This window comes from Nocardioides carbamazepini, from assembly GCF_024614185.1.
Lineage (GTDB): Bacteria > Actinomycetota > Actinomycetes > Propionibacteriales > Nocardioidaceae > Nocardioides > Nocardioides carbamazepini.
In genome coordinates, this window is record NZ_JAHTLF010000008.1 from 281849 (window position 1) to 300790 (window position 18942).

19 protein-coding genes are annotated in these 18942 nt (G+C 72.5%); 10 read left to right on the forward strand and 9 right to left on the reverse strand.

Annotated features, from left to right (window positions below; all coding sequences use genetic code 11):
* Positions 1-12: 12 nt before the first annotated feature.
* From KVF89_RS03875 to KVF89_RS03890, 4 genes are read right to left on the reverse strand one after another with little or no spacing between them, the layout of a single operon-like run.
* Entirely contained in the window at positions 13-666 is a 654-nt protein-coding gene (locus KVF89_RS03875; RefSeq protein WP_257423531.1) for a response regulator, read from the reverse strand.
* Positions 667-675: 9 nt separating this feature from the next.
* On the reverse strand, positions 676-1191 hold the full coding sequence (locus tag KVF89_RS03880) for a flavin reductase family protein (protein WP_257423533.1): 516 nt from the start codon (positions 1189-1191) through the stop codon (positions 676-678).
* The gene (macS, locus tag KVF89_RS03885; protein WP_306809029.1) at positions 1188-2336 is read right to left on the reverse strand and encodes a MacS family sensor histidine kinase; all 1149 of its coding nucleotides are present in this window, start codon (positions 2334-2336) and stop codon (positions 1188-1190) included. The genes KVF89_RS03880 and macS overlap by 4 nt, the downstream gene beginning before the upstream one ends.
* The gene (locus KVF89_RS03890; protein WP_257423536.1) at positions 2333-3046 is read right to left on the reverse strand and encodes a lysophospholipid acyltransferase family protein; all 714 of its coding nucleotides are present in this window, start codon (positions 3044-3046) and stop codon (positions 2333-2335) included. The genes macS and KVF89_RS03890 overlap by 4 nt, the downstream gene beginning before the upstream one ends.
* Positions 3047-3132: 86 nt before the next feature.
* Here KVF89_RS03890 and KVF89_RS03895 point away from each other — a divergent pair, with 86 nt between their 5' ends.
* Both KVF89_RS03895 and KVF89_RS03900 read left to right on the forward strand, forming a co-directional pair.
* A complete protein-coding gene (locus tag KVF89_RS03895; RefSeq protein WP_257423537.1) occupies positions 3133-3909 on the forward strand; it encodes an alpha/beta hydrolase in 777 nt (258 codons plus the stop codon).
* A 28-nt stretch (positions 3910-3937) separates the two neighbouring features.
* Positions 3938-4378 carry a hypothetical protein gene (locus tag KVF89_RS03900; protein ID WP_257423539.1) on the forward strand — a complete coding sequence of 147 codons (441 nt, stop codon included), beginning with the start codon at positions 3938-3940 and terminating at the stop codon, positions 4376-4378.
* A gap of 19 nt (positions 4379-4397) precedes the next feature.
* On the opposite strand, the gene KVF89_RS03905 is transcribed toward KVF89_RS03900, so the two are convergent.
* Genes KVF89_RS03905 through KVF89_RS03925 form a run of 5 tightly spaced genes read right to left on the reverse strand, consistent with a single transcriptional unit; the run spans position 4398 to position 8341 of the window.
* Entirely contained in the window at positions 4398-5306 is a 909-nt protein-coding gene (locus KVF89_RS03905) for an ROK family protein (RefSeq protein ID WP_257423541.1), read from the reverse strand.
* A gap of 2 nt (positions 5307-5308) precedes the next feature.
* On the reverse strand, positions 5309-6247 hold the full coding sequence (locus KVF89_RS03910; protein WP_257423542.1) for an ROK family glucokinase: 939 nt from the start codon (positions 6245-6247) through the stop codon (positions 5309-5311).
* Positions 6244-6663, reverse strand: a complete 420-nt coding sequence (locus KVF89_RS03915) for a hypothetical protein (RefSeq protein ID WP_257423544.1) — start codon at positions 6661-6663, stop codon at positions 6244-6246. Before KVF89_RS03915 ends, KVF89_RS03910 begins: the two co-directional genes overlap by 4 nt.
* A complete protein-coding gene (locus KVF89_RS03920; protein ID WP_257423545.1) occupies positions 6660-7877 on the reverse strand; it encodes an ArsA family ATPase in 1218 nt (405 codons plus the stop codon). The genes KVF89_RS03915 and KVF89_RS03920 overlap by 4 nt, the downstream gene beginning before the upstream one ends.
* A gap of 8 nt (positions 7878-7885) precedes the next feature.
* Complete coding sequence (locus KVF89_RS03925; RefSeq protein ID WP_257423547.1) at positions 7886-8341, reverse strand: SRPBCC family protein; 456 nt, start codon at positions 8339-8341, stop codon at positions 7886-7888.
* 40 nt (positions 8342-8381) lie between these two features.
* On the opposite strand from KVF89_RS03925, the gene KVF89_RS03930 reads away from it, so the two are divergent.
* The 8 genes from KVF89_RS03930 (at position 8382) to KVF89_RS03965 (ending at position 18941) form a co-directional block, all read left to right on the forward strand.
* Positions 8382-10172, forward strand: coding sequence for an AMP-dependent synthetase/ligase (locus KVF89_RS03930; RefSeq protein WP_257423549.1), 1791 nt, complete (start codon positions 8382-8384; stop codon positions 10170-10172).
* Positions 10173-10382: 210 nt separating this feature from the next.
* A complete protein-coding gene (locus KVF89_RS03935) occupies positions 10383-11075 on the forward strand; it encodes a CpaB family protein (RefSeq protein ID WP_257423551.1) in 693 nt (230 codons plus the stop codon).
* Positions 11076-11084: 9 nt separating this feature from the next.
* Positions 11085-12272, forward strand: coding sequence for a CpaE/TadZ family protein (locus KVF89_RS03940; protein WP_257423552.1), 1188 nt, complete (start codon positions 11085-11087; stop codon positions 12270-12272).
* Between the two features lie 3 nt (positions 12273-12275).
* Positions 12276-13826: a TadA family conjugal transfer-associated ATPase gene (locus tag KVF89_RS03945; protein ID WP_257423554.1), complete on the forward strand. Its 1551-nt coding sequence runs from the start codon at positions 12276-12278 to the stop codon at positions 13824-13826.
* Positions 13826-15757, forward strand: a complete 1932-nt coding sequence (locus KVF89_RS03950; RefSeq protein ID WP_257423556.1) for a type II secretion system F family protein — start codon at positions 13826-13828, stop codon at positions 15755-15757. The genes KVF89_RS03945 and KVF89_RS03950 overlap by 1 nt, the downstream gene beginning before the upstream one ends.
* A complete protein-coding gene (locus KVF89_RS03955) occupies positions 15757-16677 on the forward strand; it encodes a type II secretion system F family protein (protein WP_257423836.1) in 921 nt (306 codons plus the stop codon). Before KVF89_RS03950 ends, KVF89_RS03955 begins: the two co-directional genes overlap by 1 nt.
* Before the next feature lie 30 nt (positions 16678-16707).
* Positions 16708-18282 carry a sensor histidine kinase gene (locus KVF89_RS03960; protein WP_257423557.1) on the forward strand — a complete coding sequence of 525 codons (1575 nt, stop codon included), beginning with the start codon at positions 16708-16710 and terminating at the stop codon, positions 18280-18282.
* Positions 18279-18941, forward strand: coding sequence for a response regulator (locus tag KVF89_RS03965; RefSeq protein WP_257423559.1), 663 nt, complete (start codon positions 18279-18281; stop codon positions 18939-18941). The genes KVF89_RS03960 and KVF89_RS03965 overlap by 4 nt, the downstream gene beginning before the upstream one ends.
* Position 18942 lies beyond the last annotated feature (1 nt).

Genomic DNA, 18942 nt, shown 5'->3' on the forward strand with positions numbered 1-18942 from the left:
TTCCAGACCTGGTCAGTTCTCGCCGTCGTCGAGGCCCTGCTCGATGACATAGCGGGTCAGCTCGACCCGGTTGTGCATCTGCAGCTTGCGCAGCGTGTTCTGCACGTGGTTCTGGACCGTGCGGTGGGAGAGCACCAGCCGCTCGGCGATCTGCTTGTAGGACATCCCCTTGGCGACCATCTTGAGGATCTCGGTCTCACGGTCGGTGAGCCGCTCCCCGGGCGGAGTGGCCGGCTCGTTCATCCGCCGGAACTCCCCCAGCACCAGGGCGGCGAGCCCCGGCGTGAAGACGCTGTCGCCCGCCGCCACCCGTCGTACGGCGGCCAGGAGCTCCTCACGCGAGGCCGACTTGACCAGGTAGCCGGTCGCCCCGGCCTTCACCGCCGCCAGCACGTCGTCCTGCTCCCCCGAGGCCGACAGGATCAGCACCCGCGAGGATGGCTCACTGGCCAGCACCTGGGCGGTGACCTCGACGCCGCTGGGTGCGGGGATCTGCAGGTCGAGGACGACGACCTGGGGCCGGGTCGCGTGGAACCGGGCGAGGGCCTCGGCGCCGGTGGCCGCGACCGCGACGACCTCGAAGCCCGCGGCGTCGAGATCGCGCTCGACCGCATCGCGCCACATGGGATGGTCGTCGACGACCATGACCCGGATCCGGTCCGTCATGGGAGGACCCTACGGGAGCCGGTGGAAGCGCCCGCGTCGGTGCAGCAACGCGTCGTCGTCGCCCTCGCCGTCACCGACCTCCACGTGGTCCAGGGCGGCGGTGACCTCGACCGACCAGCCGAGCACGCGCTCGTCGATGAGCCGGACACCGGCCCAGGTGCGGGCCGTCGCGAGCCGCGGACCGTCGGGGGTGGCGGTGAACTCCGCCTGTCGGAAGGGTCCGCCGGGGGCGGGCGCCGTGCCGGCGAAGGCCTCGGCGAGCTGGCGATCGGCCCACGACAGCAGCTGGACCACACCGCGCCCGGTCTCCCGGAGCACCTCGAGCAGGTCGGAGTCGGGATCGAGCAGCGCCAGCACCGCCGGTTCGGGGCCGAGGGCGACCATGAGCGAGGTGACCGTCAGGCCGGCCCGGTCGGTCTCGTCGCCCGCGGTCCACAAGGTGACGGCGCCGCCGACCCGGCCGCGGAACCGGCGGGCCGGGTCGGGGTCGGCGTCCGCGAACGGGTGGGTGCTGTGGATGGTCACCGGTCCTCCTGACGGGGTACGACGAACGTCCACTCCGTGCCATAGGAGCCGGTGTCGAGCAGGGCGGTTCCGCCGAGGTCGCGGACCCGGCCGCGGATCGACTCGACGACGCCGAGTCGGCCCTCGTGCTCAGCTGCCGCGAGCCGACCGTCCGCGATCCCGGGCCCGTCGTCGCGCACGCTCACCTCGACCCGATCGCCGAGATCCTCGACGAGCACCCAGGCCGGGGCGTCCGCTCCGACATGGCGCTCGACGTTGTCGAGACAGGCCCGCACCACCGCCACGAGCTCGGTCACCGTGTGGGCAGGCAGGTCGATCGGCCCCGCGGGCAGGGCCACCTCCGTGCGCGGCCGGGCGCCCAGGGCGGTCAGTGCCGCCGCGAGGTCGGCCCGGCCGGCAGCCGCGTCCGGGGAGGTCGTCGTGACCGCATCCTGCGCCCGGATCAGCGTCCGCAGGGCCTGCTCCTGCACGCCGGCGGCACGGCCGAGCTCGCCGCCCTGCCGCTGCACGAGGGCGAGGACCTGCAGCACGCCGTCATGGACCGCGCGGGCCAGCCGCGCCCGCTCCGCCGCCGCTGCCGCCTCCCGCTGCGCGCGGTCCCGCTCGGCGGCCATCGCCTTCAGCGACTCGCAGACGAAGCCGACCATCGAGCCGCCGAGGAGGATGAGGAAGACGTTGCCCCAGTCCTTCTGGGCGATCTGCGAGCGGCTGAGGAGGTCGACAGCACCGAGCAGCACGCCGGCGACCGTCCCGCCACGCCAGCCGTAGCGGATCGCCCACGCCAGCAGCGCGCCGACGATCCAGTAGCCGGGGATGGTCGCCTGGAACCAGGCGCCCTTGACCACGGGGGTCGCGAGCAGGAGGGCGACGGCCAGCGCGAGGTCGGCCAGCAGGACCGCGGGCACGCGCCGCTCGGGGGCGGCGTACACGACGACCGAGGCGGCGGTCGCGACGACCATCACCCCCACGCAGGCCCAACCGAGCGCCGGGTGGTCGAAGTTGTCGCGGTAGACGTTGAGCGCCACCGCGTAGCCGAGGACCACGACGCGCAGGACCGCCAGGGCCCGGAACATGCGGTCCTCGACCGCTATCGCGGCCCGCGTCGTCGTCCCCGGGTCGACGGGGGCACCGCCGGTCAGGCTCAGGACGCCAGCTTCCCCTGCTCGCCCTCGCCGCGATGACGTGACTCGGCCTTGGCCCGGGTGGCGTACATGTCGACGTACTCCTGCTGCGAGAGACGCATGATCTCGTACATGATCTCGTCGGTGATCGAGCGCAGGATGAAGCGGTCGTTCTCCATGCCGGCGTAGCGGGAGAAGTCGAGCGGCTTGCCGAAGCGGACGGTCGGGCGCGTGACCCGGCCGAACTTCTTGCCGGGCGGCGCCACCACGTCGGTGCCGACCACCGCGACCGGGATGACCGGGACGCCGGTCTCCAGGGTGAGCCGGGCGATGCCGGTCTTGCCGCGGTAGAGGCGGCCGTCGTGGGAGCGGGTGCCCTCCGGGTAGATGCCGAACAGCTCGCCCTCGGCCAGCACCCGCTTGGCCGACACCAGCGCGCCGGACGCCGCGTCACCGCTGGCCCGGTCGATCGGGATGTTGCCGGTCCCGCTGAAGAAGTTCTTCTGCAGCCAGCCCTTGACGCCGGGCGAGGTGAAGTACTCGGCCTTGGCGACGAAGCGCACCATCCTGGGGATCACCAGCGGCATGAAGAGCCAGTCGGCGTAGGACAGGTGGTTGCTGGCGAGGATCGCCGGGCCTGTCGTCGGGACGTTCTCGACGCCTTCGGCGCGGGGGCGGAAGACGACCTTCAGCAGCGGCCCGAGGGCGACGAACTTCAGGAACCAGTAGAACAACCGATCGGACCTTTCCCAGATTCGGGCGTCCGCCCGGACGAACGCCGCTAGAACGGATCCTAGCGGTGGTGCGGCACAATCTCGCCATGCCGCCGAGCACCGACGACCTGACCGCACCGCTGATCATCCCGGCCCGCCCCGACCTCACCGGCGGGCGCCGCATCGGCGTCCTGCTCAGCCACGGCTTCACCGGCTCGCCGGCGTCGATGCGGCCGTGGGCCGAGCACCTCGGCGCGCTCGGGTACGGCGTCGCCGTACCCCTGTTGCCGGGCCACGCCACCACCTGGCAGGACCTCAACACCCGGCGCTGGACGGACTGGTACGCCGAGCTCACCCGGGCCTTCGACGCGCTGCGCACCGAGCACGACGCGGTGGTCGTCGGTGGGTTGTCGATGGGCGGGGCACTTGTCCTGCGACTGGCCGCCGATCGGCCCGGCGAGGTCGCGGGCGTGATGGTGGTCAACCCGGCCGTCGCCACCAAGCGGCTGGACGTCAAGCTGCTCCCGGTGCTCAAGCACCTGGTGCCGTCCTTCCCGGCGATCGCCGGCGACATCAAGAAGCCCGGCGTGCTGGAGCACGGCTACGACCGGACCCCGCTGAAGGCCATCCACTCGCTGATGCGGGCCTGGCCGTCCCTGCGCGCCGACCTGCCGCGGATCACCGCTCCGCTGATCTACTTCCGCTCCGCCGACGACCACGTCGTCGACGACGCCTCGGAGCCGCTCGTGCTCGACGGAGTCTCGTCCGGCGACGTCACCCGTGTCGCCCTGCCGGACAGCTATCACGTGGCCACGCTCGACAACGACGCCCCGACGATCTTCGACGAGTCGGCGGCGTTCATCGGACGGGTGACCTCGGCCTAGAGGTGGCCACGGGGCGTAGCCTGAGGACGTGCAACGGGACGACCCGGACTACGACGACACGGCCTGGCAGGCGATCGTCGACAACTACGGCGAGCGTGTCGAGCTGGAGACCACCGACGACAGCGACGACAGCGACGACGCCGACCCCGGCCCGGCACCCGAGGCCGCGGAGGACGCGTACGACGACCGCTATGACGACCGCTACGACGACCTCGACCAGATCGACGACGACCGCTTCGTCCCGGCCCAGGCACCGCCGGTGCCCGTGCCCCCGCCGGACCGGATGCTCGCCTGGCTCGGGGTGTTCGGCTCACCGGCCGTGCTGCTGATCTTCCTCGTCCTCGGGCTCGGCATGCCCTCCTGGCTGGGCTGGCTGCTCGTGGCCTGGTTCGTCGGCGGCTTCTGCTACCTCGTCCTCCGCTCGCCCGGCTCGCCACGCGACCCGTGGGACGACGGGGCCCGGGTCTGACCGCCGCGCGTCCCCCGGGTCAGGAGCGTCCGTCGCGCGCCAGGAGTGCCGCGCCGATCGCCCCGGCCTCCGGCCCGAGAAGGGCCGGCACGACGTCGGGCACAGACCGGTAGGCGGTGCCCTGCAGCGAGCCGGCGAGGGCCCGCCGGGCCGGGCCGAGCAGCAGGTCGCCGACCGCCGAGACGCCGCCGCCGACGACCACCAGCTCGGGATCGAAGGCCGAGACGAGTGCGGCCGTGCCGACGCCGAGCCAGGTGCCGATCGAGGCGAACGAGTGCAGCGCGACCTGGTCACCCGCCAGCGCCAGCGCGGTGACCTCCGGGCCGTCGAGGTGACGACCGAGGGCGACCCGGGTCACGCGCTCGAGAGCGCGACCGCTGCAGTACTGCTCCCAGCAGCCGCGCAGGCCGCACTCGCAGGCCAGACCGTCGGGCACGGCCTGCATGTGACCGAACTCGCCGGCCAGGCCGTGCGCGCCACGGATCACCCGGCCGTCGAGGACGACCGCCCCGCCGATGCCCGTGCCGATGGTGATGAGCAGCGCGGACCGCACTCCCCGAGCGGCGCCGGAGGCCAGCTCGGCGTAGGCGGCGCAGTTGGCGTCGTTTTCCAGGACGACGGACAGGCCGGTGCGGTCCGCGATCGCCCGCCGCACCGGCGCGTCCCGCCACGGCAGGTGGGCACCGAAGAGGAAGCGCTCCCCGGCGGCGTCGACCAGGCCGGCGGCCGAGACGCCCAGTGCCACCGGCGCCGTGGCGCCGTACACGTCTCGGGCGGCGAGCGCCACCGTCTCCTCCACCGCCTCCGGGCCCGCGGACACCCCCGGCATCGGTCGGGTGGCGGTCGCCTCGAGCACGCCCGTCGCCGACACGCGCACCGCCAGCACCTTGGTGCCGCCGACGTCGACGCCGACGTAGCCCCCGCCCATCCTCACTCCCGGGCGAGGTCCGCGGCGCCGATCATGCCGGCGCGGTTGCCGAGGACGGCGGGCACGATCTCGGCCCGAGGACGATAGCCCCGGCCGGTCAGCTCGCGGTCGAACGCCGTCCGCGCCGGGTCGAGCAGCAGGTCGCCGGCCGCGGCGACCCCGCCACCGATGACGACGACGGCCGGGTCGAGGACGGCGACGAGGGAGGCGATGCCGTGCCCGAGCCAGCCACCGAGCTCGGCCAGCAGACCGACGGCGACGGCGTCTCCGGTCACGGCGGCCGCCGTGACCATCGGCCCGGTGATGGCGGCCGCATCGCCTCCGGCGGCGTCCAGGATCGCCGCGCTCGGTGCGGCCTGGGCGGCGCGGACCAGGGCGGTGCCGCTGGCGTAGGACTCCAGGCAGCCGCGGTTGCCGCAGCCGCACGGCAGCCCGTCCGGTACGACGCACAGGTGGCCGATCTCGGCGGCGACGCCGTGGGCGCCACGCAGCAGCCGGCCCCCGGTGACCACGCCGCCGCCGACTCCGGTGCCGACCGTGACCATGAGCTGGTCGTCGGCGTCGCGGCCCGCGCCGTGGCGGAACTCGCCCCAGGCCGCCGCGTTGGCGTCGTTCTCGACGACCACAGGCAGCCCGGTGCGTCGGGTCAGGTCGGCGCCGAGCGGCTCGTTGCGCCAGGCGATGTTGGGGGCGAAGAGCACCGTCGACCGATCGGCCGCGACATAGCCGGCGGCGCCCACCCCGACCGCGCGCAGGGAGTGGCCGCCGGGGCCTCCCGCCAGCTCCGTGACCAGCGCCGCGACCGTCGTACCTATCGCGGCGGCGTCGGTGGCCGGCGACTCGACCCGTGCCTCCGCGACGACCGTTCCGGCGGCATCGACGACGGCACCGGCGATCTTGGTGCCGCCGATGTCGATCCCGCAGGTGAGGTCGCCGGTCACGGCTCCGGGTCCGGGTCGTCGTCGAGGTCGATGTGCTGGACCTCGGGCCCCCGCGCCGCGCCGGAGCCGCTGCCGGGCGGCTGGGGCAGCGTCTCGAGCAGGCCGGCGGCGGCCTGGAGCAGGGAGGAGGCGGCGACCGTGAGGTGCGCCTTGACCTCGGGCGAGGTCTGCCGGACCGCGTGGACCACGCGGCAGACCGGGCAGTAGCGGCACTCGGCCGCGTCGGTCGCGAGGTGCTCGTTGACGTCGTGGGCCATCGCCGCGGCCTGACCGGCGAGGCTGCCGAGGCCACCGCTGGCGTCGCCGGAGTGGTGCTTGGCGAGGTCGGCGAAGGCACCGAGGAGCTTCATCGCCTCCTCGCCCACACTGCCGATGTCGTCGTGCCTCGGCGGGCCCTTCGGCTCGTCGTCGGTCATCGGGCCTCCTTCCCGGTCGCCACGGGATCGGGCTCCGCGAACCGTACCCGCAGCTCCCCCTCGAGCACGCTGGCGCCCGCCACCCGCAGCCGCGCCAGGCCCGGCGGGAGCGTCATCAGCCGGCGGTAGGAGCCCACGGTCATCACCAGCTCGTCGCCGTTGCGGGCCAGGTCGACCTCCGCCCGGGTGACGAACGGCAGCGCGAGATGGGCGACCGCGCCCGCCTCGCCGCGGGTGACCCGGAACGGTCCCTCGCCGGCCGGTACGGCGAGCGGGTCCGCGCCGTCGTACAGGCCGGTGGCGAGGGCGGTCAGCGCGTCGACGCCGACCGGCTCCGCGGCCTGGTACTCCGAGGTCCACACCGGCAGGCCGCCGAACGACTGTGCCACCTCACGCAGCACGTCCGCCTGCGCGGCCACCCAGCCGGCCCGCCACGGGTCGCCGTCACCGTCGGGGAAGACGCGGTTGGCGACCACGCCGTCGACGCGGTAGCCGAACAGGCACAGACTCGTGTAGGCGCGCCGCGCCTCGGCGAGCACCACCTGCTCGGGCGTGAGCACCAGGCGGACACTGGCATCCGGGCCCGAGAGCAGCGCGTGGACGTCGTCCAGCTCGCCGTGCAGGCGGGTGATCGCGTCGAAGACCGCGTCCCCCGGCATCGGCACGCCGGCCGCCCGGTTGAGCACCGGGCGCAGCGCCTTGACCAGGCGACGCTGGATCGGCAGCAGCCGCTCGAGGTACCACCCGAGCGCCTCCGGCAGCGCCAGCAGGCGCAGCGTCTCGGCGGTCGGCGCGCAGTCGACGACGATCACGTCCCAGCGCCCCGAGCGGGCGTGCTGGCGCAGCTCCAGCAGCGCGAGCACCTCCTCGGCCCCGGGGATGACGGTCATCTCCTCCGCGGCGACCGGGTCCATCCCGACCGCGTCGAGCACGGAGAGCAGATAGCGCTGGATGTCCGCCCAGGACTGCTCGAAGCGCAGCTGGGCGTCGACCTGCTGGAGGAAGAGTCCGGGCCCCACCTCGGTGGGCTCCGCCCCTGAGTTGGTCGAGCCTGTCGAGACCCCGACCGCGCCGTAGGCATCGGCCAGCGAGTGCGCCGCGTCGGTCGAGATCACCAGCGTGCGCAGCCCACGCGCGGCCGCGAGGGCGGCCGTGCCGGCCGCGACCGTGGACTTCCCGACGCCACCCTTGCCGGTGAAGAGCACGATCCGCACGGCGTGGCTCAGGCGCCGGACTCGACGCGCTTCTTCAGGCCCTTGAGCGCGGTGTCGATGAGGATCTTCTCGCCCTTGCGCTTGAGCATGCCGATGAGCGGGATCGAGACGTCGAGAGCCAGCCGGTAGGTCACCTCGGTCGCGCCGCCGGTCTCCCGCAGGACGTAGGCACCCTCGAGGGCCCTGAGCATCTTGCCCTCGACGAGGGTCCAGGTGACCTGCCGATCGCCGTCCCACACGTAGGACAGCGTGTACTCGTCCTTGATCGGCGAGACGTCGAGGGCGAAGAACACCTCGCGGGCGCGGCCCGCCCGGGCCGGGTCGTTGTCGTCGTACGACGAGCGGACCTCGGCGACGGTGACGCCCTTGGCCCACTCCGGGTAGGCCGCGAAGTCGGCGATGACGGCCATCACATCCGCGGCGGGTGCGTCGACGACGATCGACGAGGACGTCTGCTCGGCCATGCGGGAAGGCTACCGGACCGACCGGCGGTAATCTGCGCAGGTGCGCGAGTACTCCACCCCGCAGACCATCGAGATCCCGGCGACGGGCAGTCTCACCGACGACGTGGTCCGCAACGCCGCCGAGGCGCCGCAGGCCGTGCAGTTCAGCCGGGCCACCGCCGACGGCGGCTGGGACGACGTCACCTGCGCCGACTTCCTCGCCGAGGTCAGCGCCGTCGCCAAGGGCCTGCTCGCGGCCGGGCTGCGGGCCGGCGACCGGGTGGCGATCATCTCCCGCACCCGCTACGAGTGGACGCTGCTCGACTACGCGATCTGGTTCGCGGGCGCGGCGACCGTGCCGATCTACGAGTCCTCCTCGGAGGAGCAGATCAACTGGATCCTCTCCGACTCGGGCGCCCGCGCGATCGTCTGCGAGGACGCCGGGCACCGGGGGCGGGTCGAGGCGACCCGCGACCGGCTGACCGCGCTCGAGCACCTCTGGACGCTCGACGAGGGCGCGATCGCGACGCTGACCGCGCTGGGCGCCGGCGTGAGCGACGCCGACCTGGAGGAGCGGCGCCGAGCGGTGGGACCCACCGACCTCGCGACCCTGATCTACACCTCCGGCACCACCGGCCGGCCCAAGGGCTGCATGCTGACCCACGACAACTTCCAGACCGAGCTCTGCGTCGCGGTGGCCGAGCTGGAGCGGCTGTTCGTCACCGAGGGCGCCTCGACGCTGCTCTTCCTGCCGCTGGCCCACGTCTTCGCGCGGATCATCCAGGTGGGGTGCGTGAAGTCCCGCACCCGCCTGGGCCACAGCGCCGACATCAAGAACCTCCTCCCCCAGCTCGCGACCTTCAGGCCGACCTTCATCCTCGCCGTGCCGCGGGTCTTCGAGAAGGTGTTCAACACCGCGTCGCAGAAGGCCACCGCCGACGGCAAGGGCAAGATCTTCGACCGCGCCGCGGAGACCGCGATCGCCTACTCCCGCGCCCTCGAGGGCGGCCGCGTGCCCGTCCGCATCCGTGCCCAGCACGCGCTCTTCTCCCGGCTCGTCTACGGCAGGCTCCGCGCGGCGCTCGGCGGCAGCTGTGAGTTCGCGGTGTCCGGTGGTGCCCCGCTCGGCGACCGGCTGGGCCACTTCTACCGCGGGATCGGCGTGACGGTGCTCGAGGGCTACGGCCTGACCGAGACCACCGCGGCGCTCACGGTGAACCTCCCCGATGCCCAGAAGGTCGGCACCGTCGGGCGACCGATCCCCGGCACCGCCGTACGGATCGCGGACGACGGCGAGCTCCTCTTCCGCGGCGGCCAGGTCTTCACCGGCTACTGGAACAACCCCCAGGCGACGGCCGAGGCCATCGACGGGGAGGGCTGGTTCCACACCGGTGACGTCGGCGAGGTCGACGACGAGGGGTTCGTGCGGATCACCGGCCGCAAGAAGGAGATCCTGGTGACGGCCGGGGGCAAGAACGTCGCCCCGGCGGTGCTCGAGGACCGCGTGCGTGCCTCGGCGCTGGTCAGCCAGTGCCTGGTCGTCGGTGACGGACAGCCGTTCATCGGCGCGCTCGTCACCATCGACGAGGAGGCCTTCCCCGCCTGGGCCGAGCAGCACGGCAAGTCCGGGAAGGTGGCCGACCTCGTCGACGACGAGGACCTGCGCGCCGAGGTGCAGGCCGCGGTCGACGAGGCCAACAAGGCCGTCTCGAAGGCCGAGTCGATCAGGAAGTTCGCGATCCTGCCGACCGACTGGACCGAGGAGGCCGGCCAGGTGACGCCGAGCCTGAAGCTGAAGCGGAATGTCGTGATGCGGGAGTGTCGCGACGAGATCGCCGCCCTCTACTCCTGAGCCCAGGCCGAGGCCACGGCGAGGGACATAGTCCCGACGAACCATCCCCCAGGCTGCGATCGGACATCATTCGGCGGCATTTGACCGTTTCACTCACGCCGACAGTGCCGACTTCGCTAGCCTCGCGGTGCGCTGCAGCCGGGAGCAGCGGGACTCACACATGGGGAGCGGGAGGGCTCTGAAGTGGATCGTCGCAGGTTGTTGCTCGTCGTGGCAGCGGTGATAGCCGCGCTCGGCGTCGCCCTCGTCTTCGTCTTCGCGCGGGGGGCGGAGTCGCGCGCCGCCGAGAAGTACCAGACGACCAAGGTCGTCACCGTCGCCGCCGGGAAGACCGTCCTGCCGGGAGAGAGCATCAAGTCCGCCCTCGACACCGGCAAGCTCGCCGAGACCGAGGTGCCGCAGGGCCAGGTCCTCGACAACGCCCTGCGCCAGAGCGACCTCGGCGACCTCGACGGCAAGGTCGCGCTGACCACGCTGTACGCCGGGGAGCAGCTGCTGTCGACGAAGTTCGGTGGCGTCGGCGACACCGTCGACGTCGCGTCGTTGCCGTTGCCCCAGGGCATGATCGCCAAGCCGGAGTCCTTCGACCTCCCGGTGGGCTCCTTCATCGAGCCCGGGTCGCAGCTCGCCGTCTTCCTCACCGTCAACCCGGCCACGCCGACCTGCCTGCTCATCGACCGCGTGACGGTCCTCTCCAAGGGCGCGCAGACGACGACCGCGGCCGAGGACGGCGTCACCGAGGGCAGCGCACCGGCCCTGCACCTGGCGGTGACCCAGCAGCAGTTCGAGTGGCTTCAGGACGGCCGGGAGCGTGGCAAGCTCTCCGTGGCCCTGCTGAACTCGGAGAGCGAGGTCCAGCTCGACAAGACCGGACCCTGCGCCACCATCCGCGACAGCGAGTGAGGTCGTCCCATGCCGGTTCTCGTCGAACAGGATCCCGCCCTCGTCGAGGGTCTGGTCCGGGCCATGCCCACCGGCTCGCAGGCGGTCGGCACGACTGAGCGTGCCCTGGCCTGGCTCGACCAGCACCCGGACGAGTACGTCGTCGCTCTCGGTCCGTCCGTCGACCTTCTCTCGGCGCTCGCGATCGCCGAGGAGCTGCGCATCAAGCGACCGACGGTCAGCGTCGTCCTGGTCCGCGACCACTTCGACACCGAGGTGCTCACCCGCGCGATGCAGGCCGGCATCCGCGACGTCGTCGTCGCGGGCGGCGACGAGAAGACGCTGACGAGCGCGATCGAGCGCGCCCACCAGCTCTATCAAGCCCTGCGCGGACCCGGCGGCGCCCGCCAGCTCGGGCGGGTGGTGACGGTCTTCTCCCCCAAGGGCGGCGTTGGCAAGACGACGTCCTCGGTCAACCTTGCGCTGGCACTGACCGACCGCGGCGCCCGCAAGGTGTGCCTCGTCGACCTCGACCTCGCCTTCGGGGACGTCGCGATCACGATGCAGCTCTTTCCGACCCACTCGATCGAGCAGGCCGTCGGCTCCGAGGACTCCATCGACCTCGCGATGCTCGAGGGCCTGCTGACCCGGCACCAGGACACGCTGACCGTGCTCGCCGCGCCGTCCCACCCCGATGTGCGCGAACGGGTCACCCCGCTGCTGATCTCCCGGATCCTGCGGGCGCTGCGCGACGGCTTCGACTACATCGTCGTCGACACCTCGCCGTCGTTCGACGACGCGACCCTGACCGCCCTGGACGAGACCGACGAGTGCGTGATCGTCGCCACGCTCGACGTACCCACGCTCAAGAACGTCAAGGTCGCCCTCGAGACGATGGACATGCTCAGCATCGCCCGCGGGCACCGGCACCTGCTGCTCAACCGGGCCGACGACCAGGTCGGCATCAGTGTCGAGAAGGTCGAGAGCATCCTCGGCATGCCGGTCAGCGCCCAGGTCGCCACCGCCGTGGACATCGCTGCCGCCACGAACGCCGGCACTCCGATCGTCTCGCACAAGCCGGGCCACCCGGCGAGCCTCGCCTATGCGCAGCTCGCCGCGTCCCTGACCGGCGAGCCGATCCCCGCTCCGACGGCCGCGGCTCCCGAGCGAGCCGAGGCACCCCGCTCGCGCGGGCTGTTCCGTCGCGGGAGGAGCTGACCCGTGTCCAGCCTCTCCGAGCGCCTCGCCGCCGCCCGTCGTGAGGCCGCCGCCCAGGGCAGGCACGCCGCCACGCCCGCGGCCGATGCCGAGCTCCTCGCCGATGTCGTGGCCGCGACCGACCAGGCCACCGTGCCCGCCGCCCCGGCGGCGGCCCCGGCGGCGCCCGCGGCGAGCGAGCCCGCGGCGAACGAGCGCAAGTCCCCCGGTCCGCTGTCCTCACGTGCAGCGGCCGCAGCCGGAGAGAGCCGGGGCGGACGCCGGATGGCCGGCACCGAGACCGACCGGCTCGAGGACCTCAAGTCCAGCGTGCATACCGAGCTGATCAAGCAGCTGGGCCCGCACCTGTACGACGCCGAGATGGACCAGGACGAGCTGGACCGGACGGTCCGCACGGTCCTGTCGGACGTCCTCGGCGCCCAGGACCGGCCGCTCAGCGCGGCCGACCGGGCGCGGGTCACCCAGGAGATCACCGACGACATCCTCGGCTACGGCCCGATCGACCCCTTCCTCCGCGACCCCGAGGTCTCCGAGGTCATGGTCAACGGCCACGACGACGTCTGGCTGGAGAAGGACGGCCGCCTGGTGAAGGTCGAGGCGCACTTCGCCGACGAGGCCCACCTGCGCCGGACGATCGACAAGATCGTGTCCCGGATCGGCCGCCGGGTCGACGAGTCCTCCCCCATGGTCGACGCGCGGCTGCCCGACGGCAGCCGGGTCAACGCCATCGTCCCGCCGCTGGCGATCGACGGCTCGGCACTGACCATCCGGAAGTTCTCCACCGACCCGCTGACCGTCCAGGACCTGATCAACTTCGGCTCGCTGACCCCGCAGACGGCCGACTTCCTCGACGCCTGTGTGCGGGGCCGGCTCAACGTCATCGTCTCCGGGGGCACGGGCGCGGGGAAGACGACCACGCTCAATGTGCTGTCGTCCTTCATCCCCACCGACGAGCGGATCGTGACGATCGAGGACGCCGCCGAGCTCCAGCTCAAGCAGGACCATGTCGTCCGGCTGGAGTCACGCCCGGCCAATATCGAGGGCAAGGGCGCGGTGACGATCCGCGACCTGGTCCGCAACAGCCTGCGCATGCGGCCCGACCGCATCGTCGTCGGCGAGGTCCGCGACGCGTCCGCGCTCGACATGCTGCAGGCGATGAACACCGGCCACGACGGCTCGATCTGCACCCTGCACTCCAACGGCCCGCGCGACACGCTCTCGCGCATGGAGACGATGGTCCTGATGGCCGGCATGGAGCTGCCGATCCGCGCGATCCGGGAGCAGGTCGCGTCCGCCGTCGACCTGATCGTGCACCAGACCCGCTTCAAGGACGGCTCCCGCCGGATCACCCACATCACAGAGGTGGAGCGGATGGAGGGCGACATCATCACGCTCCAGGACGTCTTCATCTTCGACAACTCCGCCGGCTTCGACGAGAACGGCCGCGTCCTCGGCCGCCTCCGCTCCACCGGCCTGCGGCCGAAGTTCCTGGAGAAGCTCGCCTACTCCAACGTCGCGGTCGACCCGACGATCTTCCGGACGGAACGCATCTGATGGCCGGGCAGCGGACTCTTGCCCGTGGGGCCGCGTCGCTGCTGGTGGCCCTCCTCGCCCTGCTGGTCGGCGGACCGGCGTACGCCGAGGACGGGGCCATCGCCCACGTCGAGTCCACGGGCGACGGCATCCGGATCCTCGTGGACGTCCCCGGCGGCGCCCAGGTCGACCTGGACGGGGTGAGCGCGACGCTGGACGACGAGGGGCTCGACGCGACCGCGACGAGCACCAGCTCCGGGTCCGCGGTGAGGCGCACCACCGTGCTGGTCATCGACACCAGCAACTCGATGCGCAAGCAGGGCCGGTTCGAGGCCGCCCAGCAAGCCGCCACGACGTACCTCGACGCCGTCCCCGACGACGTCGAGGTCGGCATCGTCACCTTCGACAGCAGGGTCGAGGTCGCCCTCGCGCCGACGACCGACCGCGCCGCCGCCCGCACGGTGATCGACGGCCTGTCCCTGCAGCGCAACACGCTGCTCTACGACGGCATCATCGCCGCCACCGCCGTCGCCGGCGACAGCGGTCAGCGGTCGCTGCTGCTGCTCTCCGACGGCGCCGACGCCGGGAGCAGCGCGTCGCTGGAGGACGCGACGGCCGCGATCGAGGATGCCGGCACGCGGGTCCACATCGTCGGCCTGGATCTGCCCGAGGACCAGCTCATCGCGCTGCGCACGATCGCCGAGGCCGGCGAGGGTGATGTGATCACCTCCAGCGGCAGCGCGCTGGCCGCCGCGTTCGCCGAGCAGGCCGAGGCGCTGGCCGACCAGGTTCTCGTGACGGCGCCGCTGCCGGACGGCTTCGCGGCCGATCTCGCAACGGTCCAGGTGACCCTGCCGACGAGCGGCGGTGAGCCGGTGGTGGCACGCGCCCTGGCCAAGATCGAGGCGGCCAGCACGCCCGGGGCCGCCGCGCCGCTGCCCACCATCTCCGACGAGAGCACCGGCTGGACCGCGCCGGACTGGCTGCTGTGGGTCGGCATCGGCGTGTTCGCCATCGGCCTGCTCGCCGTGGCACTCCTGCTCGTTCCGGCCCGCCCGGCTCCGATGAGCATCGCGGACCGCGTGACGGCGTACAGCACCCGGGTGTCGGGGCTCGAGGAGCGCGAGCAGCACAAGCCACAGGCCGAACCGGTCCTCGACCAGGCCAAGGCCGCCGCAGCCGGGATCCTCGAGCGCAACAGCGCCCTCAACGAGCGGATGACCCGGCGCCTGGCTGCCGCCGGCAGCGAGTTCAAGCCGTCGGAGTGGCTGCTGCTCCACATCGGCACCGTCCTCGCCGGCGGCGTGGTCGGGCTGCTGCTGGGCCGGGGCAACATCATCGTCGGCATCCTGTTCCTGGTGATCGCGTTCTTCCTGCCCCCGCTCTACCTGGCCTACATGGCCGGGCGCCGGCGCCGGGCCTTCGATGCCGCCCTCCCCGAGGTCCTGCAGCTCCTGTCGGGCGCGCTGAGCGCCGGCCTGTCACTCGCCCAGGCGGTCGACACCGTGGTGCGCGAGGGACCCGAGCCGATCGCGTCGGAGTTCAAGCGGGTGCTCGTCGAGGCACGGATCGGCGTGACCGTCGAGGACGCCTTCGAGGGCGTCGCCGACCGGTTCCAGAGCAAGGACTTCCGGTGGGCCGTGATGGCCATCCGGATCCAGCGCCAGGTGGGCGGCAACCTCGCCGAGCTGCTGACCACGGTGGCCGCGACGATGCGCGAGCGGCAGTACCTGCGCCGCCACGTCCGGGCGCTCTCCGCCGAGGGCCGGATGTCCGCCATCATCCTGTGCGCGCTGCCCGTCCTCTTCCTCCTGTTCCTGCTGCTGGTGAACAGGAAGTTCCTCGACCCGCTGATCCACGACCCCCGCGGCTGGATCCTGTCCGGCTTCGGCGTGGTGTGGATGACGATCGGCGCCTTCTGGATGTCCCGCATGGTCAAGGTGGAGGCGTGATGCTGCTCCTTCTCGCATTCGTCCTCCTCCTCGGCGCGATCGCCGCCGCGGGCGCCGCGTTCGCCAGGGAGCAGCCCGACGGCCTTGCCCGGGCACTCGACGCGCTGGAGCGGTCCGGACAGCCCGGCCGTGAGCTCGCCGAGGAGGCCGACCGCCCCTTCGCCGACCGGATCCTGGCCCCGTTCCAGGCCCGTGCGCTCAGCCTCGGCCGCCGCCTGACCGGGGCCGACAAGGCCGACCGGATCCGCCGCCGGCTCGACTTCGCCGGCAACCCGCGGGGCTGGACGATCGACCGGGTGCTGTCGCTGAAGGTCATCTGCGCCGTGGCCCTGCCCGTCCTGGTCGTCGCCTATGGTGCGCTCCTCGGCGGTTCCCCTGCCATCCTCGTCGTCATCGCCGTCGCCACTGCCGTTCTCGGCTTCTTCGGCCCCGATCTGTATCTCTACAACAAGGCCTCCCACCGGGCCGACCAGATCCGGCGCGCCCTGGCCGACGCCGTCGACCTGCTCACCATCAGCGTCGAGGCCGGGCTCGGGTTCGACGCCGCCGTCCAGCAGGTCGCCCGCAACACGGACGGACCCGTGGCCGAGGAGTTCTCCCGGGTGCTGCGCGAGATGCAGCTCGGCATGAGCCGCTCGGACGCGCTCAAGGCGATGGGTGCGCGCAGCAACGTCGAGGACCTCAACACCTTCGTGGGCTCGATGGTGCAGGCCGACGCCTTCGGCATCCCGATCGGCCAGGTGCTGCGCGTGCAGTCCGGTGAGATCCGGGTCAAGCGCCGGCAGTACGCCGAGGAGAAGGCGCAGCAGGTGCCGGTCAAGATCATGATCCCGCTGATCCTCTTCATCCTGCCGTGCCTGTTCATCGTCGTGATGGGCCCGGCCGTGTTGAACGCCATCGACGCGTTCAACGGCAAGTGAGCCGGCGGCAGCGGCACTAGGGTGGAGACCATGCCGAGCAGCCAGACCTACGCGGTGGTGGGCGCGGCGCGCCTCTTCGCGCTGCTCGCCATCGGCGGCCCGATCGCCTGGTTCCACCAGGAGCAGGGCCTGCTCGCCCTGGCCGCCGTCGGCGGTCTCTGGGTCTACCAGGCGGTGACCGCCACCCGCCGCGAGCTCGAGCTGTCGCTGAGCCCGGCGTCCGAGGCCGCGGCGATCGGCGTCGTGTGCGCGCTGGGCATGATCGACTCGCCGGTCATCCTGGCCGCGCTCGTCGTGCCACCGCTCTACGCCACCGCGATCGCCGGCGTGCGAACCATGCTCCGAACCGTGCTCGTCGAGCTGATCGCCGTGGTCGCGCTCGGCCTGATGTGGTGGGAGAGCGTCACCGCCGACCAGGCGGTGGCGATCTTCACCTGGACCATGGCCGGCCTGGGCCTGAGCCTCATCGCGGCGGTCACCTTCTCCTCCGACCGGGTGACGGACCCGCTGGCGCCCTATCGCGACGCCCAGGAGCACCTCAAGCAGCTCATCGACCTGGCCGGCAGCCTGAGCTCGGGGCTCGACGTCGGGGTCTTGGGCGGCGAGCTGCTCAGCCAGGTCGGCGACGACATCCCCAACCGGGCCCTGGTGCTCTACGTCCCGCGCGGCGACACCCTGTCCCCGGTCGCCTCGACGGTGGAGCTCGAGCCGGCCGACGCGGTCGCGACCGAGACGCTCGCCGGCGACATCCGGCTGCAGGCGCCCGACGCCGGGCACCCCGTCGAGATCGGGGAGGGCTTCGCCTTCCGGGTCAGCGAGCGGGCCATCGTCGCGGGCCTCCGACCGGCCGGCTCCGATGTCGGCCGCGGGCTGCCCCTCGCCGCGGTGACCCGCGACCTCTCCGACATGGCGGTCAAGCTCGACGCGGCCCTGCTCTTCGCCCAGTTCCGCGACGCCGCGACCGCGGACGAGCGCAGCCGGCTCGCCCGCGAGATGCACGACGGTGTGGCCCAGGACATCGCCTCCCTCGGCTACATCATCGACGCGCTGGCCGCGCGGCCCGCCGACGAGCAGCAGGCCAAGGCCCTGGGCATGCTGCGCGACCGCGTCTCGAAGGTGGTCGCGGAGGTGCGGCAGTCGGTGATGAACCTGCGCACCAGCATCGGCGAGAGCGAGAGCCTCGGCGCCGCGATCAGCAATGTCGCCCGCCATCTCTCCGAGTCCTCCGGCATCCCCATCCGGGTCCGGCTCGACGAGCAGCCGACCCGGCTGCGCCCCGAGGTGGAGGCCGAGCTCTTCCGGATCGCCCAGGAGGCGATGAACAACGCCGTCAAGCACGCGCGGGCGACCTCCATCGACGTGCGCTGCCAGGTCTACGCACCCGAGGCCGTCATCACGGTCACCGACGACGGCGTCGGGCTGCAGACGGCGCGGTCCGACTCGCACGGGCTGAAGATCATGCGCGAACGTGCCAGACTGATCGGCGCGGACCTCCTGGTCCGCGACAACGCCAGCCGGGGCCTCACGGTCACGGTCGCCCTCAAGATCCCCCGGAGCGCGCTCGCCACCGACGGCGGCTCCCCGATCCTCACGGAGCAACGATGAACCACCCCGCGGGCGACCTGACCACCGTTCTCCTGGTCGACGACCACGAGCTGATCCGCGACGGTCTCGGCGCGGTCATCGACCTGGAGCCGGACCTGAGCGTGATCGCCACGGCCGGCTCGGTGGCGGAGGGCATCCAGCGCTACCACGAGGTCCGCCCCGACGTCGTGATCACCGACCTGCAGATGCAGGACGGCACCGGTCTCGACGTTGTCCGCACGCTCCGCAAGGAGAGCGACGAGGTCGGCCTGATCGTGCTGACGATGCACTCCGGCGACGAGCAGATCTTCGCCGCCATGCAGGCCGGCGCATCGGGCTTCGTCGGCAAGGACGCGCCGTCGACGGAGGTGATCCGGGCCGCCCGGCATGCCGCCGTCTCCCCCAAGGCCTTCGTCTGCGCCGGCCTCGTCGGGGCGATGATGCGCCGCCAGTCGGCGGAGTCGACCGCCCTGACCGAGCGGGAGCACGACGTGCTGCTGCTGCTCGCCGAGGGGCTCAACGCTGCGGCGATCGGCCAGCGGCTCTACCTGTCGGAGTCGACGACCAAGTCCCACATCGCCCGGATCTACCAGAAGCTCGGCGCCGTCAACCGGGCGCAGGCGCTGGTCACGGCGATGCGGATCGGGCTGCTCTCGACCGTGCAGCCGTCGGCTCGCTGAA